General features: G+C 59.2%; 22 protein-coding genes and 7 tRNA genes. 12 read left to right on the forward strand and 17 right to left on the reverse strand.

Annotation, left to right across the window (positions count from 1 at the left end):
* Window positions 1-24: 24 nt before the first annotated feature.
* From ACTG2S_RS05755 to rsgA, 5 genes are read right to left on the reverse strand one after another with little or no spacing between them, the layout of a single operon-like run.
* Complete coding sequence (locus ACTG2S_RS05755; protein WP_279499106.1) at window positions 25-414, reverse strand: hypothetical protein; 390 nt, start codon at window positions 412-414, stop codon at window positions 25-27.
* 2 nt (window positions 415-416) lie between these two features.
* Window positions 417-668, reverse strand: coding sequence for a DUF2960 domain-containing protein (locus ACTG2S_RS05760; RefSeq protein ID WP_005338984.1), 252 nt, complete (start codon window positions 666-668; stop codon window positions 417-419).
* The gene (locus ACTG2S_RS05765; protein WP_005338981.1) at window positions 658-927 is read right to left on the reverse strand and encodes a VF530 family DNA-binding protein; all 270 of its coding nucleotides are present in this window, start codon (window positions 925-927) and stop codon (window positions 658-660) included. Before ACTG2S_RS05765 ends, ACTG2S_RS05760 begins: the two co-directional genes overlap by 11 nt.
* Window positions 924-1,796 carry an archaetidylserine decarboxylase gene (gene asd, locus ACTG2S_RS05770; protein ID WP_439982139.1) on the reverse strand — a complete coding sequence of 291 codons (873 nt, stop codon included), beginning with the start codon at window positions 1,794-1,796 and terminating at the stop codon, window positions 924-926. Before asd ends, ACTG2S_RS05765 begins: the two co-directional genes overlap by 4 nt.
* A 28-nt stretch (window positions 1,797-1,824) precedes the next feature.
* Window positions 1,825-2,859 carry a small ribosomal subunit biogenesis GTPase RsgA gene (rsgA, locus tag ACTG2S_RS05775; protein WP_274160150.1) on the reverse strand — a complete coding sequence of 345 codons (1,035 nt, stop codon included), beginning with the start codon at window positions 2,857-2,859 and terminating at the stop codon, window positions 1,825-1,827.
* A 91-nt stretch (window positions 2,860-2,950) separates the two neighbouring features.
* Between rsgA and orn the strand changes: the two genes are divergently transcribed.
* From orn to ACTG2S_RS05815, 8 genes are all read left to right on the forward strand, one after another.
* Window positions 2,951-3,496 carry an oligoribonuclease gene (orn, locus tag ACTG2S_RS05780; RefSeq protein WP_088870062.1) on the forward strand — a complete coding sequence of 182 codons (546 nt, stop codon included), beginning with the start codon at window positions 2,951-2,953 and terminating at the stop codon, window positions 3,494-3,496.
* Between the two features lie 178 nt (window positions 3,497-3,674).
* Window positions 3,675-3,750 (forward strand) — tRNA-Gly (locus tag ACTG2S_RS05785).
* 37 nt (window positions 3,751-3,787) lie between these two features.
* A tRNA-Gly gene (locus tag ACTG2S_RS05790) sits at window positions 3,788-3,863 on the forward strand.
* 33 nt (window positions 3,864-3,896) lie between these two features.
* Window positions 3,897-3,972: transfer RNA gene (locus ACTG2S_RS05795), tRNA-Gly, on the forward strand.
* Between the two features lie 25 nt (window positions 3,973-3,997).
* Window positions 3,998-4,073: transfer RNA gene (locus ACTG2S_RS05800), tRNA-Gly, on the forward strand.
* Window positions 4,074-4,097: 24 nt separating this feature from the next.
* A tRNA-Gly gene (locus ACTG2S_RS05805) sits at window positions 4,098-4,173 on the forward strand.
* A 24-nt stretch (window positions 4,174-4,197) separates the two neighbouring features.
* Window positions 4,198-4,273: transfer RNA gene (locus tag ACTG2S_RS05810), tRNA-Gly, on the forward strand.
* 24 nt (window positions 4,274-4,297) lie between these two features.
* A tRNA-Gly gene (locus ACTG2S_RS05815) sits at window positions 4,298-4,373 on the forward strand.
* A 228-nt stretch (window positions 4,374-4,601) separates the two neighbouring features.
* Here ACTG2S_RS05815 and ACTG2S_RS05820 read toward each other — a convergent pair.
* The 3 genes from ACTG2S_RS05820 to ACTG2S_RS05830 form a co-directional block, all read right to left on the reverse strand.
* Window positions 4,602-4,811 carry a cold-shock protein gene (locus ACTG2S_RS05820; RefSeq protein ID WP_005338972.1) on the reverse strand — a complete coding sequence of 70 codons (210 nt, stop codon included), beginning with the start codon at window positions 4,809-4,811 and terminating at the stop codon, window positions 4,602-4,604.
* 275 nt (window positions 4,812-5,086) lie between these two features.
* Entirely contained in the window at window positions 5,087-5,755 is a 669-nt protein-coding gene (locus ACTG2S_RS05825; RefSeq protein ID WP_157161351.1) for a LysM-like peptidoglycan-binding domain-containing protein, read from the reverse strand.
* A 99-nt stretch (window positions 5,756-5,854) separates the two neighbouring features.
* A complete protein-coding gene (locus ACTG2S_RS05830) occupies window positions 5,855-7,957 on the reverse strand; it encodes a methyl-accepting chemotaxis protein (protein ID WP_274160151.1) in 2,103 nt (700 codons plus the stop codon).
* Between the two features lie 252 nt (window positions 7,958-8,209).
* On the opposite strand from ACTG2S_RS05830, the gene gltX reads away from it, so the two are divergent.
* Window positions 8,210-9,625: a glutamate--tRNA ligase gene (gene gltX, locus ACTG2S_RS05835; protein ID WP_274160152.1), complete on the forward strand. Its 1,416-nt coding sequence runs from the start codon at window positions 8,210-8,212 to the stop codon at window positions 9,623-9,625.
* Window positions 9,626-9,793: 168 nt separating this feature from the next.
* On the opposite strand, the gene ACTG2S_RS05840 is transcribed toward gltX, so the two are convergent.
* The 3 genes from ACTG2S_RS05840 to ettA form a co-directional block, all read right to left on the reverse strand.
* Window positions 9,794-11,137: an NCS2 family permease gene (locus tag ACTG2S_RS05840; protein WP_005343409.1), complete on the reverse strand. Its 1,344-nt coding sequence runs from the start codon at window positions 11,135-11,137 to the stop codon at window positions 9,794-9,796.
* 264 nt (window positions 11,138-11,401) lie between these two features.
* Entirely contained in the window at window positions 11,402-11,731 is a 330-nt protein-coding gene (locus ACTG2S_RS05845) for a hypothetical protein (protein ID WP_021230418.1), read from the reverse strand.
* Window positions 11,732-11,824: 93 nt separating this feature from the next.
* Window positions 11,825-13,492, reverse strand: coding sequence for an energy-dependent translational throttle protein EttA (ettA, locus tag ACTG2S_RS05850; RefSeq protein ID WP_005338959.1), 1,668 nt, complete (start codon window positions 13,490-13,492; stop codon window positions 11,825-11,827).
* Window positions 13,493-13,734: 242 nt separating this feature from the next.
* On the opposite strand from ettA, the gene ACTG2S_RS05855 reads away from it, so the two are divergent.
* Entirely contained in the window at window positions 13,735-14,310 is a 576-nt protein-coding gene (locus ACTG2S_RS05855; RefSeq protein WP_274160154.1) for a Crp/Fnr family transcriptional regulator, read from the forward strand.
* Window positions 14,311-14,367: 57 nt separating this feature from the next.
* On the forward strand, window positions 14,368-14,931 hold the full coding sequence (locus ACTG2S_RS05860) for a YgjV family protein (RefSeq protein ID WP_274160155.1): 564 nt from the start codon (window positions 14,368-14,370) through the stop codon (window positions 14,929-14,931).
* An 8-nt stretch (window positions 14,932-14,939) separates the two neighbouring features.
* On the opposite strand, the gene ACTG2S_RS05865 is transcribed toward ACTG2S_RS05860, so the two are convergent.
* The 6 genes from ACTG2S_RS05865 to ACTG2S_RS05890 all read right to left on the reverse strand — a co-directional run bounded on the left by ACTG2S_RS05865 (window position 14,940) and on the right by ACTG2S_RS05890 (window position 19,776).
* Complete coding sequence (locus ACTG2S_RS05865; protein ID WP_274160156.1) at window positions 14,940-15,797, reverse strand: lytic transglycosylase domain-containing protein; 858 nt, start codon at window positions 15,795-15,797, stop codon at window positions 14,940-14,942.
* A gap of 144 nt (window positions 15,798-15,941) precedes the next feature.
* Window positions 15,942-16,076, reverse strand: a complete 135-nt coding sequence (locus tag ACTG2S_RS05870) for a hypothetical protein (protein WP_439982144.1) — start codon at window positions 16,074-16,076, stop codon at window positions 15,942-15,944.
* Window positions 16,077-16,277: 201 nt separating this feature from the next.
* Window positions 16,278-16,466 (reverse strand): hypothetical protein, encoded by a 189-nt coding sequence (locus ACTG2S_RS05875; protein WP_139735777.1) that lies wholly within the window; start codon window positions 16,464-16,466, stop codon window positions 16,278-16,280.
* 204 nt (window positions 16,467-16,670) lie between these two features.
* On the reverse strand, window positions 16,671-17,276 hold the full coding sequence (locus tag ACTG2S_RS05880) for a DUF2076 domain-containing protein (RefSeq protein ID WP_274160158.1): 606 nt from the start codon (window positions 17,274-17,276) through the stop codon (window positions 16,671-16,673).
* A 110-nt stretch (window positions 17,277-17,386) separates the two neighbouring features.
* Window positions 17,387-18,400: an NAD-dependent epimerase gene (locus ACTG2S_RS05885; RefSeq protein ID WP_274160159.1), complete on the reverse strand. Its 1,014-nt coding sequence runs from the start codon at window positions 18,398-18,400 to the stop codon at window positions 17,387-17,389.
* Window positions 18,397-19,776 (reverse strand): UDP-glucose dehydrogenase family protein, encoded by a 1,380-nt coding sequence (locus ACTG2S_RS05890; RefSeq protein WP_274160160.1) that lies wholly within the window; start codon window positions 19,774-19,776, stop codon window positions 18,397-18,399. Before ACTG2S_RS05890 ends, ACTG2S_RS05885 begins: the two co-directional genes overlap by 4 nt.
* Window positions 19,777-20,018: 242 nt before the next feature.
* On the opposite strand from ACTG2S_RS05890, the gene ACTG2S_RS05895 reads away from it, so the two are divergent.
* A complete protein-coding gene (locus tag ACTG2S_RS05895; RefSeq protein WP_005358385.1) occupies window positions 20,019-20,630 on the forward strand; it encodes a YitT family protein in 612 nt (203 codons plus the stop codon).
* Window positions 20,631-20,665: the final 35 nt, after the last annotated feature.

Below are 20,665 nucleotides of genomic sequence, written 5' to 3' on the forward strand. Positions count from 1 at the left end.
TCGCGAAGATATCAGGCGATCGGGTTATTCCCCGTGATAGAGCACCTTGTCACCGGACTTGAGCACATAACCCTTCCAGATAAAGAGGGTGTAGCCGCTACCCTGCCACGACCAGTTGCCCTCCGCACCTTGACGGGTCAGCTGGTGCTGCTCGCCGCTTGGTAGATGCAGTTCGGCCTGCGTCTGATCTGCGTTGAACAGCACGAAGGCGCTGCTGGTCTGGCTGGCATCGGTTGGATTGAGCCGGATACCCTCTTCAAACAGGCGCATACATTTGCCAGTCAGTGCTGACCACTGATAGCCCGCACTGCCGATACAGCCGTGGCTGTCGCGATCGCTGCCAACCAGATGTTGTTCCGGTGTACTGCATGCCGCCAGTAGCAGAGAGGCGGCCATCAGAGTCAAGGTGCGCATGGTTACTCCTGAAGATCCCGTTCGATGACGATGTTGGAGAATCCCAACTCTTTGAAGTAGTTCTCCTGATAATCTTTCACGCTCTTTTTGTCACGGCGGCAAACCTGAGCCAGCTGGGCCTCCATGGCGTGAAAACTGGTGAGATCCAGCCCTTCGGCAGCGGCGATGGCGTCGTAGATGCTGCGGAACTTATCGTTCGCGTAGCCGATCTCTTTGGCCTGTTTTTTATAGGTGTACGTAATCTTAAAGGCCATCTTGCCCTTCCTTCTTCGATTTGGCTTGCTTGCGCTGGACGTAGAGGTAGAGGCTTTCGACCTTCTCCCGAGCCCAGGGGGTCTTGCGCAAGAACTTCAGGCTGGACTTGATGCTGGGATTATCGGTGAAGCAGCGGATATTGATCTGCTGCCCCAGCTCTTCCCAGCCGTAGTATTCGACCAGCGCGGTGACGATGGCTTCCAGCGTCAGCCCGTGCAGCGGGTTGTTCTTCTGCGAGGCGTTCGGTTGCTCGCTCATGCCTGCTCCGCCAGCTTGGCAAAGGGCTGACCCATACGGGTGGTGACGCCATTGGCCAGATGGGGCTCGAAACCGGCCAGCATGCCCGGGCCAAACAGGCAGACCACGGTGCTGCCCAGCTTGAACAGGCCCATCTCGGCGCCTTTCTGCAGGGTAATGGCCTCATCGCCGGTGTAATCCCAGCGCACCACCTTCTTCTCTTTGGTCGGCGCAATGTTGCCGGCCCAGATGGTCTCGATGCTGGCCACGATAGTGGCACCGACCAGCACCAGCGCCATGGGGCCGTGCGGAGTGCGGAAGGTGGCGACCACCCGCTCGTTGCGGGCAAACAGGTTGGGCACGTTCTCGGCGGTGAGCGGGTTGACGGAGAAGAGATCCCCCGGCACGAACACCATGCTCTCCAGCACGCCGTCCAGCGGCATGTGGATGCGGTGGTAATCCTTGGGCGCCAGATAGATGGTGGCGAAGTCGCCATCCTTGAACGGCGCAACCAGATCCTCATAGCCGCCCAGCAGCTCGCGGGCGCTGTAGTCGTGGCCCTTGGCCTGAATGATGCGACCTTGCTGGATGGGGCCGAGCTGACTGACGGTGCCATCCACCGGCAGCGCCAGAGTCATGGCATCTTCTACCACGGCGCGGATACCGGGCTTGAGCTCGCGGGTGAAGAACTCGTTGAAGCTCTTGTAGTGGGCCGGGCTCTCGTGCAGCGCCTCACTCATGTCGACCTGATACTGCTTGATAAAAGCCTCGATCACTTTGGTAGTGATGTTGCCCGCTTCGGCGGCGGCAAACTTGCCGATCAGACGGGAGAGGGCGTGCTTGGGCAGACAGTATTGACCGGCAATTTTCAGGTTGTCAGTAATGCTCATGTTCATCATCAACGTAGGTTTATTAGGGTCACAGGCGCGCTTGCTGGCGACCGTGACGGGCTTCCTGCATGGTTTCCAGGATGCGGTGATAGTTGTGGAAGCGATCGGCGCTGATGGCGTCCGCCTCGACCGCGGCGCGCAGGGCACAGCCGGGATCGTCCTTGTGGGTACAGTCGCGGAACTTGCAACCACCCAGATAGTCGCGAAACTCGACGAAGCACCAGGTGATGCGGTCGGCCTCCAGATGCCAGAGGGCGAACTCGCGGATCCCCGGGGAGTCGATGAGATCGCCACCGCTCGGGAAGTGGTAGAGCCGCGCCGTGGTGGTGGTGTGCTGGCCGAGCCCCGAGTTTTCGGAGATCTCGCCGGTGAGTACATCCAGCCCCGGCATCAGGGCGTTGGTGAGCGACGACTTGCCCACCCCGGACTGGCCGACGAAGATGCTGATCTTGTCGGTCAGAGCGGCTTTAAGCTCATCCAGCCCTTCGCCGCTCTCGCAGCTCACCAGCAGCACCTCGTAATTGAGTTTGCGGTAGGTTTCGAGCTGGCCTTCGATGCGCACGCGCGCCGCATCATCGAGCATGTCGACCTTGTTCAGCACGATGAGGGGGCGGATCTCCACATCCTCGGCGGCCACCAGATAGCGGTCGACGATGTTGGTGGAGAACTCGGGCATCACCGCCGAGACGATGATGATCTGGTCGATATTGGCGGCGATGGGTTTGACACCGTCGTAGAAGTCCGGCCGGGTCAGTACCGAGTGGCGCGGATGCACCGCCTCGATGACGCCCGCTGTCGCGGCATTGAGGCCGGGACGCCACACCACCTTGTCGCCACACACCAGACTGCTGATGCTGCTGCGCCGCAGGTTGCTGCGGTGGATGGTGCCATCGACCGCTTCCACGTCTGCGTGCTGACCAAAACGGCTGATCACCACCCCTTCGATGGCGGGGCCAAACAGGGTGTCATCCACCACTGTGGTGTGATCTTTTTGCAGCCGCCGTTCGCGGTTGGCCTGGACGCGCCTTTGTTGACCCAGATTGAGTTTTGCTTTCTTTGCCACTCGATTCGCCAGTTTATGAACAGATCCAAAGCCAGTATGATACATGCAAATTGGCAAAATTCCGCCATTCCTCCCAATAGAGAGAGCAATCATGACAGTCAGCGCGCAGAACCTGGTATGGATCGACATGGAGATGACGGGTCTCGACCCCGAAGAGAACGTGGTACTGGAGATTGCCACCATAGTCACCGACAAGGATCTGAACGTACTGGCCGAAGGGCCGGTCATCGCCATTCATCAGAGTGATGAAGAGCTGGCCAAGATGGACGAGTGGAACGTCAACACCCATACCAAGAGCGGTCTGGTGGCCCGGGTCAAGGCGAGTCAGCACGACGAGGCGAAAGCCATTGCCGAGACCCTCGAGTTCATTCGCCAGTGGGTGCCGGAGCGCACCAGCCCGCTGTGCGGCAACAGCATCGGTCAGGATCGCCGCTTCATGGTCAAGCACATGGCCGAGCTGGAAGCCTTCTTCCACTACCGCAACGTCGACGTCAGCACCATCAAGGAGCTGGTACGCCGCTGGCAGCCGGAACTGCTGGATCAGTTCAAGAAGAGCGGCACCCACCAGGCGCTGGATGATATCCGCGAATCCATCGCCGAGCTGCAGTTCTATCGCAGCCACGTCTTCAAGATCTGATTCCCCGGCAAGGGTTTGTCATACTCTGGCTGCTAAAATCGACAGTTCGGCCAGCTTTTGAGCGAACGCGCGCAACCAGACAAAAAAGCCCTTGCAATTGGAATGACTGCTCTTATAATTCGGCTCCCGTACAGTAGCGCAAGCAACCAAATGCTGTACGGCCTGTTTTAAGGTAGTTGCGGGAATAGCTCAGTTGGTAGAGCACGACCTTGCCAAGGTCGGGGTCGCGAGTTCGAGTCTCGTTTCCCGCTCCAAAAATCTGATGATGACACTGGTGCAAACCAGCCCGATGCGGGAATAGCTCAGTTGGTAGAGCACGACCTTGCCAAGGTCGGGGTCGCGAGTTCGAGTCTCGTTTCCCGCTCCAATCATCAGCCAGCCTCAAGACAACCAAATTGTTGCGGGAATAGCTCAGTTGGTAGAGCACGACCTTGCCAAGGTCGGGGTCGCGAGTTCGAGTCTCGTTTCCCGCTCCAAAAAATTTGTAAGTGATATTCCGATGCGGGAATAGCTCAGTTGGTAGAGCACGACCTTGCCAAGGTCGGGGTCGCGAGTTCGAGTCTCGTTTCCCGCTCCAATCACTTGCAGATGACATTCTGTTGCGGGAATAGCTCAGTTGGTAGAGCACGACCTTGCCAAGGTCGGGGTCGCGAGTTCGAGTCTCGTTTCCCGCTCCAAACATTTGTAAGTGACATTCCGTTGCGGGAATAGCTCAGTTGGTAGAGCACGACCTTGCCAAGGTCGGGGTCGCGAGTTCGAGTCTCGTTTCCCGCTCCAATCACTTGTAAATGACATTCTGTTGCGGGAATAGCTCAGTTGGTAGAGCACGACCTTGCCAAGGTCGGGGTCGCGAGTTCGAGTCTCGTTTCCCGCTCCAATCTCTCTTCGAAGTCTTCATAATCCCTCTGAATTGCCCTTCACATCGCGTTGCGATGCTTTGTCGTATCTGGCGTTTACTCAGCGTGTCTCCGCCGCCTTCTGCAAACAGGAAGGGGATGTGGGCTCATTGTGCGGGTTGTATGAGGGAAAGGTGGTTGGCAGGAAGAATTGCGGGCAAAAAAGAGGAGGGGCCTTGGCTCCTCCTGCATGATTCACTGGCGCGGGCTTAGACCAGAGTAACGTTTTCAGCCTGAGGGCCTTTTTTGCCCTGGGTCACAGTGAACTGGACTTTTTGACCTTCAGCCAGGGTTTTGAAACCGGTGCTCTGGATGGAGGAGAAGTGAACGAATACGTCCGGACCCTGGGATTGTTCAATAAAGCCAAAACCCTTGGTTTCGTTGAACCATTTTACCTGGCCGGTGCGAATGTCAGACATGTGCTAAATCCTATCAATAACAAAATGAAACTAAGCCCGTGCTGGGCTGCATTTGCCTTGCAAGCAGGGGTTGGCTCATGACTGACCACGTATCTTTGTCCCAGTAGCACGTAGAACAATCCCTGTCTAAAGCACAAACGATTGTACGTTAGCGCCGATCCTTGTCAATTTGACCCCTTTCGTTTTTTGAACAAGCTAAAAATATTGTGAAGTCAGTAGCTTATTTGAAGATATTTGACTGAAAAAAAACGGGAGGCCAGCGCCTCCCGTTTTTGTTATTCCTTGAGGGCGAACCCTTCACCCTGCCGGTCGTAGCGGTAAACCGCCTGACCGTATGAGCGGATCTCCACCCGCTGGATGCGGCGGGTGTCGTCCACCAGGATGAAGATAGAGCGGCCCGATTGCAGGCGGGTCAGGGGACGATCCGGCCCCTCGATGGCGATCAGGCGGCTCAGCTCGGCACCCGGCAACTCGAATTTGCGCCAGATGGAGTAGAGGGTCTCACCCGCCTGTACATCGTGTTGCAGCCAGGTACCGTTGACCTTCTCTTCGACCGGCTTGGCTGCCGCGGACGCACTGCCTGCCGCGGCATTACCGACAGTTAGAGCTTGAGCTGGTACGGCCAGCGGCACTTCCAGCGAGCCAGAAGGGGCGGCTTTGGGGGCGGATGGTGCCGGCTCCCAGGCCAGCACCAGCAACCAGAGCGGGATCAGGATCAGCAGACCTATGGTGTTTTTGCGGGGCAGCGGGCTGGACAGCTTGAATTTGCCTGCTTTGGCATCCTGGCGACGTTGGCCGAGGTTGCTCATCCCTTGGCCAAAACGTTGGCGCAGGGACAGGGTCGCGGCATTGATGCGATGGAGCAGGGATCCTTGTGATTCGTCTTGGCGACGCTGCTGGGCTCGTCTGTTATGGCCTCGTGGGCGACGGTCCGGGGTGGGCACGGCATTTACCTCTCACTACATTGCCTGCCATCAGGCAAATTCGCCGCCTATGGTAAACGGACTCGCCCCCGAGGGGGAGAGTCCTGAGGCGGAAAATTATCAGCTGAGACGAAATTGACCCAATAATTGCTGCAATTTGTCGGCCGCCTGACGCAATGCCTGACTGGCTTTGGCCGTTTCGGTCGCATCCTGAGCAATGTCGTTGGCCAGTGCGTTGGTTTTTGACAGGTTGCCGGAGACGGTTTCTGAGACCGAGCTCTGCTCTTCGGCGGCGGAGGCGATCTGATAGGTCATGTCGTTGATGGTGGAGATGGCCTGGTAGATGCTGCCAAGCGCCTCTTCCGCCAGATCCGCCTCGCCCACCGCTTGATGGGTCAGCTGCTGGCTCTGGGTGATGGCGTTGACTGCATTGGTGGAGCTGAGGCGGATCTTCTCGATCAACTCCTGGGTGTTCTGTACCGCCTGCTGGGTATTGCCCGCCAGTTTGCGCACCTCGTCAGCGACTACCGCAAAGCCGCGGCCCTGTTCGCCAGCCCGGGCAGCCTCGATGGCGGCGTTGAGGGCCAGCAGGTTGGTCTGATCGGCAATCCCCTGAATGACGGTGAGGATGCTGGTGATTTGGGCGCTGTCGTGGGCCAGCCCTTCCACCACTTCTGCCCCTTTTCCGGCTTCTGCTGCGACCTTGTGCATCGACTGGATCACCTGCTGGAAGCGCTCCTTGCCCTGATCGGCTGCGCCTTGCGCCTGTTTGGCCGAGTCGGCGGTGTTGTTGGCGTGGGTGGCGACCTCCTGACTGACGTAGGACATCTCCTGTACCGCGGTCAGCATCTGCTCCATCTCCGCCTGATGGTGCTGCAGGTTGTTGTCGGTCTGACCGGCGATGCGATCGGTGTCACCGGCGTAGCGGTTCACCTCGCTGGCAGTCTTGAGCACATCCCCGAGCAGCCCTTGCAGCTTGTCGATAAAGCGGTTGATCCCCTTGGCGAGATCCCCCAGCTCATCCACCGAGCGGGTCGCTAGGCGCTTGGTGAGATCCCCTTCACCATCGGCGATATCATCCACCAAGCTGACCATCTGACGGATGGGGCCTGTGATGCTGCGGGCAATCACCAGCATGGTGGCCAGCGCCAGCACCAGTACGATAACGGCGCCCACCAATTGCTGGGTCATGGCTGCCTGGTTCATGTCGCTCAGCTGGCTTTCCAGTTGATCGGCGCCCGCCAGTACCACCTTGTAGGGCAGGGTGACGATGATGGCCCAGTTGCGGCTCATTCCCGGAACAGAGATTGGTACAGAAATACGCAGATTGTCGTTGAGCTCTTCACGTTGCTCCTGCTGTTGCAGGTACTGTTTCCAGTTGTTGCCCAACAATTCTTTGGCATGCTTGCCCAGCATATTGTCATTGCCGCTGGTACCTGTAATCACACCAGCTGCGCTGACGATCAGGGTCTCCCCTTGGCCATCATAGATGTTGTGGTTGAGACTCTTGGCCTGCTGGTTAAGGGCTGTAACCTCAAGATCGACGCCGATGATCCCCTTGAAGTCTCCGCCAATAAACAGTGGGGATGAGATGGTACTCAGCATGACTTGCTTGCCATTGACATCAAATACATAGGGATCGATAAGGCATGCACTTTTATGCTGTTGGGGGCAACTGTAATAGTCGTTGGCTGGGTTACCGAAGCTGTCGGTATCTGTTTTGGTAATGGAGTAAAGCAGGTCTGTGCCTATAGAACCCCCGTCGCGGTAGTAATAGGGAACAAATCGGCCATTACTGTCACTGCCCAGCTCCTTCTGGCCGACATAATTACTATCTTGCTCGTCCAGTGCGTTGGGCTCAAATCCCGCCAAGACGCCATATATCTGAGGATCTGTGGTCAACGTTTTTTTCATTAGTGCAACAACGTTGGGGCGCGTCAGTGGTAGCTCCTTGGAAATGGCCAGTTGAACCACTCCTGCCAGTTGTTGGTCATATGCCAATGCCTTTTGTAGCAGTTGGGTGATGGTGGCCGCCTCGGCGCGGGCATTGGCGCTGACCTTCTGCCAGGCCTCCTGCTGCAGCGCTTCACGGCTGGAGCTGATGGTGAGTTGTTGAGTCTGCTGACCCGAGTATTGGTTGAGCAGGATCAGGATGACCAAGGCGGTGGTCATGGCGATCCCGGCCATCACTAGAATGCGATTCTGGATAGAACGGAACTGCATCGTCTCTTCCTTTTTAGTAGCGGTGTTATTTGGATATCGACCGAAGCCGACAGTGGTTGTAGCAAATAGGAAATAGAACTTCTGTTTTGCGATCCCCTTCAAATATCAGGCGGCAAGCGCCCCGCCAGTAAATTTAATCCCCTACTTTAGCCCGCAATGGCGTCATGGTTTTCCCATCCGTGATTGTCGGTGCTAAAATGCGACGGTTTTTTCTAACGAATTGGCCCAAGGCCCTCTACACAAGGCTTAAAGATGAAAGTCAAAACCCGTTTTGCTCCCAGCCCGACCGGCTTTTTGCATGTCGGCGGTGCCCGTACCGCACTCTATTCCTGGTTGTTTGCAAAGAACCAGGGCGGTGAGTTCGTGCTGCGTATTGAGGATACCGACCTGGAACGTTCCACTCAGGAGGCGATCGACGCCATCATTGAGGGCATGGAATGGCTGGAGCTGAACTGGGATGAGGGCCCCTACTACCAGACCAAGCGCTTCGATCGCTACAACGGTCTGATCGACGAGATGCTGGCCGATGGCCGCGCCTACAAGTGCTATTGCTCCAAAGAGCGTCTGGAAGCGCTGCGTGAAGGCCAGATGGCCAACGGCGAGAAGCCCCGTTATGACGGAAAGTGCCGCGACCATGCCCACGATCACCCGGCCGATGCGCCGCACGTGATCCGCTTCCGCAACCCGACCGAAGGTTCTGTGGTGTTCGATGACCACGTCCGTGGCCGCATCGAGTTTGCCAACACCGAGCTGGACGATCTGATTATCCGCCGTACCGACGGCGCGCCGACCTACAACTTCTGCGTAGTGGTCGATGACTGGGATATGGAGATCACCCACGTGGTGCGTGGTGAAGATCACATCAACAACACCCCGCGCCAGATCAACATCTACAAGGCGCTGAACGCGCCGGTGCCGGAGTTTGCCCACGTCTCCATGATCCTGGGTGACGACGGTGCCAAGCTCTCCAAGCGGCACGGTGCCGTTTCCGTGATGCAGTACCGCGACGACGGTTACCTGCCGGAAGCGCTGTTGAACTATCTGGTACGTCTGGGCTGGTCCCACGGCGATCAGGAGATCTTCACCCTCGACGAGATGATCAAGCTGTTCAGCCTGGATGCCATCTCCAAGTCCGCCTCTGCCTTCAACACCGACAAGCTGCTGTGGTTGAACAACCACTACATGCGCAGCCTGGATCCGGCCTATGTGGCCAAGCATCTGGCATGGCACATGGAAAACCAGAAGATCGACACCAGCAATGGCCCGGCACTGGCCGAGGTAGTCACCCTGCTGGCCGAGCGCTGCAACACCCTGGTCGAGATGGCCGCCCAGAGCCGCTATCTGTTCGAAGAGTACGAGGCCATCGACGAAGCAGCTGCCAAGAAGCACCTGCGTGGCGTCGCTGCCGAGCCGCTGGCTCTGGCTAAGACCAAGCTGGCCGCACTGGATAGCTGGACCACCGAAGCGCTGCACGAGCTGATTGAAGCGACCGCTGCCGAGCTGGGTCAGGGCATGGGCAAGGTCGGCATGCCGCTGCGCGTGGCCGTCACCGGTCTGGGTCAGTCTCCTGCTATCGACGTCGTAATGGCACTGGTCGGCAAAGAGCGTGTACTTGCTCGTATCGACCGTGCGCTTGCTTACATCGAAGCCCGTATGGCTGCCGAGTAAATTGTGCAAGAGTGGGCGAGGCGATAGCCGAGCCTGCCCTTTGTCCGATAGAAAAAATCCGAAACCACTGGTTTCGGATTTTTTTATGACCATCGCACAGGCCGAGAATAGTTTGGGATAAAAAATGCCAGTCAACTGACTGGCATTTTTATTGGGACAGAGTGCCGCTTAGTGGCTGTCGACCCAGACGAACTTGAGGACGAACAGCAGGGCTACCACCAGCACGCAGGGGTTGATTTCGCGCCAGCGGCCGGTGCCTGCCTTCATCACGCAGTAGGAGATAAAGCCCACGGCGATCCCCTCGGTGATGGAGAAGCTGAACGGCATCATCACCGCGGTCATGAAGGCTGGTACCGCTTCGGTCAGATCTTCCCACTTCACCCGGGTCAGCTCGGAGCACATCAGCACGCCCACATAGATAAGGGCGCCAGCGGCGGCGTAGGCCGGCACCATGGCGGCGACCGGAGAGAAGAAGATCGCCAGCAGGAACAGCAGGCCAACTACGATGGCGGTCAGACCGGTACGGCCGCCGACGGCAACGCCGGAGCTGCTCTCGATAAAGGCGGTGACCGAGGAGGTGCCCATGAAGGCGCCGCCGACGGAACTGACGCTATCGACCATCAGCGCCTGTTTCATGCGCGGGAAGTGGCCCTTGTCATCGGCCAGCTTGGCGCGGTTGGTAACGCCGATCAGGGTGCCGGAGGAGTCGAACAGGTTGACCAGCATAAAGGAGAAGATGATCCCGGCGAGGCTGATATCGAGCGATCCCATCAGATCCAGCTGGCCGAACACCGGTTCGATGCTGGGGGGCATGGAGACAAAGCCCTTGAAGGTGACATCGCCAAACAGCCAGCCCAGACCCGTGGTGACCACAATGGCGATCAGCACGGCGGAGTGGACGCCGCGGGCGGAGAAGATGCAGATCAGGAAGAAACCGAGCAGACCCAGCAGGCAGGGCAGGGAGGTGAGGTTGCCCACGGTTACCATAGTCGCTGGGCTTGCCACGACGATCCCGGCGTTGTGCAGGCCGAGCAGGGCGATCAGCAGACCGATACCGGCGGTGATGCCAACCCGCAGGGTGAGCGGAATGTTGCCGATCAGCCAGTAGCGCACCCGCAGCAGGGTGAGGATCAACAGACCCATGGCGCCCCAGAAGATAGTGCCCATGCCCACTTGCCAGGAGTAACCCATGCCGGCGACGACCACGAAGGCGAAGAAGGCGTTAAGGCCCATGGCGGGGGCCAGCGCGATGGGCAGGTTGGCCAACAGGCCCATCAGGATGCTGCCGATACCGGCGATGAGGCAGGTGGTGACGAACACGGCCTGGGTGTCCATGCCCGCCGCAGAGAGAATCTGCGGGTTGACGAACACGATGTAGACCATGGTCAGGAAGGTGGTGATACCGGCGATCACTTCGGTACGGGCGGTAGTGCCATGGCCTTGCAGGGCAAACAGGCGCTCAAGCAATCCTTGCCCGGCGGCCTGATTGGCAGCTTGGTGTTGTTGATTCATGTTGGATTCCAATAGGTGACGTGAAATAAGCAGCAGGGGAACGGGCTATCCCATCCATGCGGGGTAAATTGCCCTGTTTCTGGCGGTTAAGTAACCAGACTCGTCCTGATACCGTGACAGCGCGCACATTTTTACACAGGCGGCGCCGTTTACAAACCCCGGATCTGCGAAGCAGATCAATGAATAGAGTAAAAATTCAAACGTTTGCTTTTTGAGCGTGAAAAAAGGTTCTCAGCAGAGAACCTTTTATCGAAAATTGGGGGCTTACAGGGTTTTGAAGTAGCGCTCGACCAGCTGGGCCAGTACCGAGTCGAGCCGGTCTTGCACTTCACCCAGTTCACGGCCGAAGCGGCGCAGAAAGAGGCTTGCCTGCTCTTCGGTCAGCTTGCGCCCCTCGATAAAGAACTCCTGCTCCGGTAGTTGCTTGTCGTAGCGGGGGAGCAGCACCCAGCTCACCAGCTCGGGCTCCACGGCGGCAAAAATCTTGGCGGCAGCAGCACAGAAGGTCTCTATGTGCTCCTTGCCATCCGGCCCGAGGCAACCCGGTTCAACCCGGATCTGGATGGTGAGTTTTTTCTCTATGGGGGTCGTCATCGTGCTACATCCATGCAAAGGCATCCGTCTAGGATTGTAAGTCAAAAGGCAAGAGAAAGGGGAGCCGAAGCTCCCCTCAACACGCAGTCAGCCCTATTTGGCGATGCGCTTATATTTAGCGCGGTGCGGCTGGATCGCCTCGGCGCCGTAGGTCTTCTTCTTCCACTCTTCGTATTCGGTAAAGTTACCTTCGAAGAACTCGATCTTGCCCTCATCCTGATAGTCGAGGATGTGAGTGGCGATACGGTCGAGGAACCAGCGGTCGTGGGAGATGACCATGGCACAACCCGGGAACTCCAGCAGGGCGTTCTCGAGGGCGCGCAGGGTTTCGATATCCAGATCGTTGGTCGGTTCATCCAGCAGCAGCACGTTGCCGCCGGTCTGCAGCAGCTTGGCCAGATGCAGACGACCGCGCTCACCACCGGAGAGCTCGCCAACCCGCTTCTGCTGGTCGGAACCCTTGAAGTTGAAGCGGCCGATATAGGCGCGGCTCGGGAACTCGTAGTTGCCGATGCGCAGGATATCCTGACCGTCAGCGACTTCCTCGAATACCGTCTTCTTGTCATCCATGCTGTCGCGGAACTGATCGACAGAGGCCAGCACCACGGTTTCACCCAGGGTAATGGCGCCGGAATCCGGCTGCTCCTGACCCGACATCATGCGGAACAGGGTTGACTTACCGGCACCGTTCGGGCCGATGATGCCGACGATGGCACCCTTCGGAATGGCAAACGACAGATCGTCGATCAGCACCCGATCACCGTAGGATTTGCGCAGGTTGGCCACTTCCACCACCTTGTCGCCGAGGCGCGGTCCAGGCGGAATGAACAGCTCGTTGGTCTCGTTGCGCTTCTGGTAGTCGTTGGTGTTGAGCTCTTCGAAGCGAGCCATACGGGCCTTGGACTTGGCCTGACGCCCTTTCGGGTTTTGACGAACCCACTCCAGCTCTTTCTCGATGGACTTGCGACGGGCAGCTTCGGAACTTGCTTCCTGCGCCAGACGGGCGTCCTTTTGCTCCAGCCAGGAGGAGTAGTTGCCTTCCCACGGGATACCTTCGCCGCGGTCCAGCTCCAGGATCCAGCCCGCCACGTTGTCGAGGAAGTAACGGTCGTGGGTGATGGCCACTACAGTGCCTTCGTAGTCGTGCAGGAAGCGCTCCAGCCAGGCCACGGATTCCGCATCCAGGTGGTTGGTCGGTTCGTCCAGCAGCAGCATGTCCGGCTTTTCCAGCAGCAGACGGCAGAGTGCCACACGGCGGCGCTCACCACCGGAGAGGTGCTTGATCTTGGCATCCCAAGCCGGCAGGCGCAGGGCATCGGCCGCACGCTCCAGCTGGTTTTCCATGTTGTGGCCGCCCTGAGCCTGGATGATGGCTTCCAGCTCGCCCTGTTCGCGGGCCAGCTTGTCAAAGTCGGCATCCGGGTCGGCGTAGGCCGCATAGACCTCGTCCAGGCGGGCCATGGCGCGCTTCACCTCGCCAACGGCCTCTTCGACCGCTTCGCGTACGGTCTGCTCCGGCTCCAGCTTCGGTTCCTGCGGCAGGTAGCCGATCTTGATGCCGGGTTGCGGGCGGGCTTCCCCTTCGATCTCGGTATCGATGCCCGCCATGATGCGCAGCAAGGTCGATTTACCGGCGCCGTTCAGACCCAGCACGCCGATCTTGGCGCCCGGGAAGAAGCTCAAGGAGATGTTCTTGAGAATATGACGCTTGGGCGGCACTACCTTGCCGACCCGGTTCATGGTGTAAATAAATTGAGCCATTGGCTAATTCTCTTCCTTTTCAGCAGGTTAATGTCTTGGCATTAACAGACTGATGTCGTGGTGGGGCCAGGTCGACACAGGTCAACCGGGTTCCAAAAAACCCGTCGATTGTAAACCAATGGACGAGGGGGGGCAAAGGTGGCACCCGGCTATCTCCCCCCTTTGCCGCAGCGGTCACGCCTTGCTGCATCAGCCGTGCAATTTGGGCATGATGTGGGCTGTCGTTTTGTCCCGGAGCCGTCATGAACCCATCCTCTGAAGCCCCCTCGCTGGCCGCCTTTCTCTGCACTATGGGATTGGACGCCGCGCTGAGTGAAGCCATCAGCCTGCGCTTGCCACGGCAGACGCTGCGTGCCGGTCAGGCACTGTTGGCGCAAGGGGCAGAGCAGGAAGCTGCCTGCTATATCGAAGCGGGCATCGCTCGCGCCTGCCACTACACCCGGGACGGGCAGGAGCGCTGCAAGGAGTTCTACTTCGAGGGGGAGCTCTGCCTGCTCTATGACAGCTGGCTCACGGGGTCGCCCGCCCGCTACCAGCTGGAGGCGCTGACGGCGCTGCAGGTGGTGCGGGTTCCGATCGCCCTGCTGGAAGAGCCCGCCTGGCAGCCGGTCTGCATGGCCCTGCTGCGCCAGCAGCTCGGTTACAAGGAGCGCAAGGAGGCGTTTTTGCTGCTCCACTCCCCCGAAGAGCGTTATCGGGAGCTCTGCCACACCTTCCCCCACTGGCCGATGCGGCTCACTCAGGTGCAGCTCGCCAACTATATCGGTATCAGCCCGGTCACTCTGTCACGGATCCGCAGGCGCATTAACACGGGTTAATGCCGCTCTCCGACCATCCCCTCATGCTGCGCCATCCAAATGACGGACGAGGGGTGGATGATGTCGCTGTTTCTGTGGTCGCAGCTGGTGGTGAGCCTGGCCTTGTTGCTCGATCTGTTGTCGTTTCAGTTGCGGGATCGCCGCAGGATCCTGGCCTGTCTGGCCCTCTCCTGTGCCCTCAATGCCGGTCACTTTGCCCTGCTCGGGCAGTGGTCGGACGCCTGCCTGTTACTGCTGGCCAGCGTGCGCTTTCTGGTGAGTATCTGGCTGGTTAGGCGCATCTTGATGTGGTTTTTCATGGGGTTGGCCTGTGCGGCGGCGCTGGCGACCTATCAGGGCTTGCTCTCATGGATCGGGCTGCTGGCGAGCTTGCTGCAAACCCGGGCCGCGTTTTGCCCGGATGATCGCCTTTTGCGGCGCTGGATGCTGCTCGGTACCCTCTGCTGGCTGGGTAACAACCTGCTGGTGGGCTCACCGGTCGCCGCGCTGATGGAGGGGCTGTTTCTGGTCAGCAATCTGGTGGGTTACTACCGCCACTATGGCTTCGATTATTGGGGGCGTGGCCGCCACCGTGGCCGCAGAAAGGGGCGTGTGCCGCCTTCCGGTCGGGCGAGCTCCTGACCTCCCGTTCAGGGCTGCTTGTGGCCAGCGAAGTAGAGCACCCGTTTCACATACTCCTGCGTCTCGTCATAGGGTGGGATCCCGCCATAGCGTTCCACCGCTTTTTCCCCGGCATTGTAGGCTGCCGAGATCAGTACCCAGTCGCCATCGAAGCGGCGATCCAGCCACTTGAGATAACTGACGCCACCCTTGATGTTCTGTGCCGGATCAAACGGACGAGTTACCCCGAATCGCTGCTGGGTCTCGGGAATAAGCTGCATCAGCCCCTGGGCATTCTTGGGTGAAACTGCGCGGCTTTCGAGGTTGGATTCGGCAATGGCGATGGCCAGTACCAGCCTGGCATCCACCTTATGGTGTTTGGCGGCGTGGCGCAGCATGATGACCAGTTTTTGCTTTGCGGGTGGCTGGTGTGCAATCCAGGTGTCGACATTGAAGGGGGTGGAGGGGAGCCCGGCCAGATAGCCACCCTGACCGCCACGGCTCCCGATGCCGCACTGATCACCCATGGGAGCATTGCCGATGCGGGCGTTGTAGTAGCGTGCAGCCTGTCGGTTACCAAGGCGCATTGCCATGGCGAGGTAGCTGTTGGCCAGCTTGGCGCTGCGCACCGAGGCGGGGCCGGTGGCGAGCAGGCGGCCGATCCGGAAATATCCCTCTGGGTTGCCAGTGCTGGCGGCGACACAGTAGAGGGCGATGGCTTTTTGCAGATTGCCGTGTTGCTGGGCCACTTGACCCTGCTTGATCGCCGTCAGCGCCTTGGGGGCCTGTCTGAAATCCCTGCCTTGTGCCATCGCCTGCGGCGTACCTGCCAGTAACAACGACAAAAAAAGCAGCAAAAACAGTCCGTTTTCGCTGATGTGCCTCATGGGTTATCTCCTGTTTGAGTACAGAAGATATAGAGGAACATGGCTGCTATCGCCACGAACCCAGTGGATCCTGTTGTTATAGCGTGGGGATTTCAGAGAGCAAAACGGTATGGAACTTATAGGCTAGCCAATTGTGCCCTCAATCTAAAAATAGATTGCAAGGGACGTATTATTGGTCAGGCTGAGCTCCATCAGCTCCATCAGCTCCATCAGCTCCATCAGCTCCATCAGCTCCATCAGCTCCATCACCGCCGTTGCCGCCGTTGCCGCCGTTACCACCGTTGCTTCCCAGTACGGAGACTGGTTGGTTGTTACTAAGTGTTGAGCAGTCATCCCCTGTTGGGCATGGGGATTGCGCCCACAGCGAAGCACTTTGCAGGCAAGCAAGTAGTATCAGGCTCGAATAAAGTGGGGAAGTTGAGTTCATGATATCGACCTTGTTAGATGAAGAAGCGTTGGCATTAGGATTTCTTAACAAACTCAGACATCCAAGTGGTAGGTAGATTCGTCTGGTTGGGCGGCTGGTAACTGGCGATATATCAGTCCAATTTCGCTGACAACCCAGAGCGAAAGCAGGGCCAGCAGGCTGAGCAGGGGAAGCAGAGAGTGGCTCTGGGTCAGGGCATAGGCCGCGATGGCGGCGCCAATCAGGAGAAGGGTTCGGATCATGAGGTGGCTCCTTGTCATCATGGGGGTGTTGCGTGGCCACGGACAGAGCGCCTGGGGTCGGGAGTTGTTCCCGGGTGGCACGAAGCGCGCTGAGTATATCGCGTCATGCCGCTGCCGATCCGTGGTGTCATCACACTTTCCATAGTCATGGGTTTCGTATCGAGTTGGGCCCCGCCAGATGCGGGGCCAGTAATGGTTTGACGGTCAGAAGAAACTGCCGTTGTTATCGTCACTGTCGGCCCAGCCGCCACTCAGGTTATCGTCGTCGAGAAAACTGCTGCCAACATCGGGAGGTGAATCCCAGCCGTCCCAGCGTACCGGTTCCGCATCGACCGGATTGGCGATGGGCGACGGTTCAATGATATCGATGATCTCCTCGGGGCGGTTGTTGTGAAACAGCCCGCCGATCATATCGGCCAGCATCACGCCACCGGCTACACCGGCGGCGGTTTGCAGGGCGCCCCCTAAAAAGGAGCTGGCACGGGACGCGGGCTGGGCAGGTGCGGTTGCCGGTGGCGGCGTAAAGCGCGGGGGTGGGCTGCTTTCGCTACCAAACAGGCCGGAGAGAAAACTGCCACCACTTGGGGTGCTCTGGCTGGCTTCCAGCTCCTTGACCCGCTCGTTGAGGCGAGTAAGGGCTGCCTGCTGAATTAGCAGCGCCTGAGCCATGTAGTAGGGGGCATCGGGCTGCTGGGCCAGATGTTGGCGGATCAGCTGATCCGCTTGTGGGTCTCGCTTGCTATCCCTGGCTTGCGCTTGCTTGAGGCGGTCGAACAGTCCATCGATCAGACCCTGTTCCTGTGATTGCATCTCAAATCCTCGCTATGGTGCGCAGACAGTGCGTTTAGCCATCCTAAAACCCGCGGGGCATCAGTGGTATCTGATTAACTCATCAATGACCGAGGGGCTACCCACGCTCGTCAGCGGGCGGGCCGGTAGTAGTCGATATACCAGCGGACAAACTCGGCAACCCCTTGCATGAGGGGCGTGGCGGGGCGCAGGCCGGTGAGGGTGTGCAGCGGCTCGCTGTCGGCCCAGGTGGCGTGCATGTCACCTGCCTGCATCGGCAGCATCCGCTTGATGGCGGGTTTGCCGATGGCCTTTTCCAGCGCCTCGATAAAGTCGAGCAGCCGTACTGGCTGGCCGTTGCCGATATTGAGGATGCGATAAGGGGCGGCGCTCTCGGCTTGGCTCTGTTTGCTGGCGTGCCAATCGGAAGTGGGGCGGGGCGGCTGATCGGCGACGGCGAGGATCCCCGCGACGATGTCATCTATATAGGTGAAGTCGCGGCTGAGATCGCCGTGGTTGTATACGTCGATTGGCTCGCCCGCGAGGATGGCGCGGGTGAACTTGATGATGGCCATGTCGGGCCGGCCCCAGGGGCCGTAGACGGTAAAAAAGCGCAGCCCTGTGGTGGGCAGGCCATAGAGCGCCGAATAGGCGTGGGCCATCAGCTCGCCGCTCTTTTTGGTCGCAGCGTAGAGGGAGACCGGGTGATCCACCTGTTGAGCGGTGGAGTAGGGCATCTGCTCCCCCATGCCATAGACCGAGCTGGAGGAGGCGTATATCAGGTGCTGAATCCCGTGGTGACGACACCCCTCCAGCACCGTCAGCATACCGGTGAGGTTGCTGTCGGCATAGGCGAACGGATTGTCGATGGAGTAGCGCACCCCCGCTTGTGCCCCCAGATGGATCACCCGTTCGAAACGGTTGCTGGCAAACAGGGTCGCCATCGCCTCGCGATCAGCCAGATCCAGCCGCTCGAAGTGAAAATGGGGGAAACTGGCCAGCTGGGCCAGCCGCGCCTCTTTCAGACTCACCTCGTAGTAGTCGTTGAGGTTGTCGATCCCCACCACCCGATGACCTGCGGCGCACAGCTGGCTGGCCACGTGAAAGCCGATAAAGCCGGCGACGCCGGTGACCAGATAGATCATGGTTGAGTCTCCGGATTGCAGTTCGCATTGGCTGGCTGCTTTTTGGCGGGTAGATGTGGCCGCCCGATGGCGTGATAGTCAAACCCGATCTCGCTGAGCTGGCGCGGATCATAGAGGTTGCGGCCATCGATGATGACGGGCTGGTTGAGCAGCGCTTTCAGCTGCTGGAAATCGGGGGCGCGAAACGCCTGCCACTCGGTGCAGATGAGCAGGGCATCGGCCCCTTCCAGTGCGGCCTCCTTAGTGGGGCTGAGCTGCAGATCCGGCCGCTGGCCGTAAAGCTCATGGGCGCGCTCCATCGCCTTGGGATCAAAGGCCTGCACCCGGCCACCGGCAGCCCAGATGGCGGCCAGCAGCGGGCGGCTCGGCGCATCGCGCATGTCGTCGGTGCCGGGTTTGAACGCCAGTCCCCACAGGGCGAAGGTACGGCCGCGCAGATCCGGGCCGAAGCGGTTTCGCAGGGTTTGCGCCATCTTCTGTTGCTGGCGCAGGTTGACCTGCTCGACCGCCGCTAAAAGCGGGGCGTCGCAGCCGACACTCGCCGCGGTATGGCGCAATGACTTGATATCTTTGGGGAAGCAGGAGCCGCCGTAGCCGCAGCCCGGGTAGATAAAGTGGTAACCGATGCGGGGATCTGCGCCCATCCCCTGGCGCACTGCCTCGATATCGGCCCCCAGCTGCTCGGCGAGGGCTGCCATCTCGTTCATAAAGGAGATCTTGGTGGCCAGCATGGCGTTGGCGGCGTACTTGGTGAGCTCGGCGCTGCGCAGATCCATCACCACGATCCGGTCGTGATTGCGGTTGAAGGGGGCGTAGAGGGCGCGCAACTGCTCAAGTGCCCGCTCACTGTCACAGCCGATGATGATGCGATCCGGCCGCATGCAGTCGTTGACCGCCGCTCCCTCCTTCAGAAACTCGGGATTGGCCGCCACCTCGCAGGTGAGGGTCAGCCCCCGCTCGGCCAACTGTAGCTCAATATGTTCCCTTACTTGTTGCGCCGTGCCGACCGGTACTGTGCTCTTGGTCACCACCAGCTTGGGGCGGCTCATCAGTCGGCCTATGGTGTCGGTCACCGCCAGCACATGTTGCAGGTCGGCCGAGCCATCCTCGTCAGCCGGGGTGCCCACGGCGATCAGCAGCAGGTCGGCGTGTGCCACGCCAATGGCGGGATCGACCGTGAAGCTCAGGCGGCCGCTGGCCAGATGGCTCTCGACCAGCGGGGCCAACCCCGGCTCATAGAAGGGGATCTGCCCCAGCCTGAGGGCGGCGATCCGTTCATCATCCACATCCACGCAGCAGACCTGATGGCCCACCTCGGCCAGAACGGCGGCCTGCACCAGCCCGACATAGCCTGTGCCAAAAATGGTGACCTTCATGAAAAGTGCCTCGTGCTGTGAATGGGGGATGGCGCGCTTAAACCGCGGCATGCTGCATCTTGGTGCAGCGTGTGTCAATGCCAGATGACAGGCACCAGAATGGGGCGTTCAGCCTGACTGTTGTGATCCTTTTCACAAAAAATAGACTGGACCCCATAACGAAGCCCTGTGGACAGGGCTCGCAGCCAGCCCGCAACGGCAGGCGACAGACACTCTCTCTTTACTTCGCTTGGATACAGGTTATGGACAACACCTCGATTCGCACTGCCCATCCTATTTATGAGGATGTGCTGGCCCTGCTGACGGCGGCCGGCTTTGTTTCCCTCGGCATCTTTCTGTTTCATCAGGTTGGCCTGCTCACCGGCGGGACTGCCGGGCTGGCGCTGCTGCTGCAAAAGGTGACCGGCATTAGCTTCGGCCTGCTGTTTTTCGGCATCAACTTGCCCTTCTATGCGCTGGCGTGGCTTCGGATGGGGCCGCGCTTTACCTTCAACACCTTTGTCTCGGTGGCGGCAGTCTCCTACATGACCGATCACCTCAACGGGGTGTTGCAGATCGGCAAGATAGAGCCCCTCTATGCGGCGCTGATCGGCGGTACCCTGATTGGCATGGGTCTGCTCATCATGTTTCGCCACAAGTCGAGTCTGGGGGGCTTCAACATTCTGGCGCTCTTTATTCAGGATCGCTTTGGCATTCGGGCTGGCAAACTGCAGATGGGGCTCGATTGCGTCATTGTTGTCGCCTCGTTTTTCGTGGTGCAGCCCTGGATTCTGGCGCTCTCCATCGTGGCGGCGGTCATCTGTAATCTGGTGTTGACACTCAACCACAAGCCGGGCCGCTACCAGATTGCCTGACGAGCGGCAGCCGTGACGCGATAAGACAAGAGTGA

The organism is Aeromonas sp. 82P (assembly GCF_051919365.1).
Classification (GTDB): domain Bacteria; phylum Pseudomonadota; class Gammaproteobacteria; order Enterobacterales; family Aeromonadaceae; genus Aeromonas; species Aeromonas veronii.

Bases quoted from the DNA above. Each gene is read 5' to 3' on its own strand.
- ACTG2S_RS05845 (WP_021230418.1), bottom strand. From the start codon at position 11,731: ATGACGACCCCCATAGAGAAAAAACTCACCATCCAGATCCGGGTTGAA.
- ACTG2S_RS05755 (WP_279499106.1), bottom strand. From the start codon at position 414: ATGCGCACCTTGACTCTGATGGCCGCCTCTCTGCTACTGGCGGCATGC.
- ACTG2S_RS05830 (WP_274160151.1), bottom strand. From the start codon at position 7,957: ATGCAGTTCCGTTCTATCCAGAATCGCATTCTAGTGATGGCCGGGATC.
- ACTG2S_RS05890 (WP_274160160.1), bottom strand. From the start codon at position 19,776: ATGAAGGTCACCATTTTTGGCACAGGCTATGTCGGGCTGGTGCAGGCC.
- ACTG2S_RS05855 (WP_274160154.1), top strand. From the start codon at position 13,735: ATGAACCCATCCTCTGAAGCCCCCTCGCTGGCCGCCTTTCTCTGCACT.
- asd (WP_439982139.1), bottom strand. From the start codon at position 1,796: ATGAGCATTACTGACAACCTGAAAATTGCCGGTCAATACTGTCTGCCC.
- ACTG2S_RS05895 (WP_005358385.1), top strand. From the start codon at position 20,019: ATGGACAACACCTCGATTCGCACTGCCCATCCTATTTATGAGGATGTG.
- ACTG2S_RS05840 (WP_005343409.1), bottom strand. From the start codon at position 11,137: ATGAATCAACAACACCAAGCTGCCAATCAGGCCGCCGGGCAAGGATTG.
- ACTG2S_RS05865 (WP_274160156.1), bottom strand. From the start codon at position 15,797: ATGAGGCACATCAGCGAAAACGGACTGTTTTTGCTGCTTTTTTTGTCG.
- ettA (WP_005338959.1), bottom strand. From the start codon at position 13,492: ATGGCTCAATTTATTTACACCATGAACCGGGTCGGCAAGGTAGTGCCG.
- ACTG2S_RS05880 (WP_274160158.1), bottom strand. From the start codon at position 17,276: ATGCAATCACAGGAACAGGGTCTGATCGATGGACTGTTCGACCGCCTC.
- ACTG2S_RS05875 (WP_139735777.1), bottom strand. From the start codon at position 16,466: ATGATCCGAACCCTTCTCCTGATTGGCGCCGCCATCGCGGCCTATGCC.
- ACTG2S_RS05820 (WP_005338972.1), bottom strand. From the start codon at position 4,811: ATGTCTGACATTCGCACCGGCCAGGTAAAATGGTTCAACGAAACCAAG.
- ACTG2S_RS05765 (WP_005338981.1), bottom strand. From the start codon at position 927: ATGAGCGAGCAACCGAACGCCTCGCAGAAGAACAACCCGCTGCACGGG.
- ACTG2S_RS05885 (WP_274160159.1), bottom strand. From the start codon at position 18,400: ATGATCTATCTGGTCACCGGCGTCGCCGGCTTTATCGGCTTTCACGTG.
- orn (WP_088870062.1), top strand. From the start codon at position 2,951: ATGACAGTCAGCGCGCAGAACCTGGTATGGATCGACATGGAGATGACG.
- ACTG2S_RS05760 (WP_005338984.1), bottom strand. From the start codon at position 668: ATGGCCTTTAAGATTACGTACACCTATAAAAAACAGGCCAAAGAGATC.
- ACTG2S_RS05860 (WP_274160155.1), top strand. From the start codon at position 14,368: ATGATGTCGCTGTTTCTGTGGTCGCAGCTGGTGGTGAGCCTGGCCTTG.
- gltX (WP_274160152.1), top strand. From the start codon at position 8,210: ATGAAAGTCAAAACCCGTTTTGCTCCCAGCCCGACCGGCTTTTTGCAT.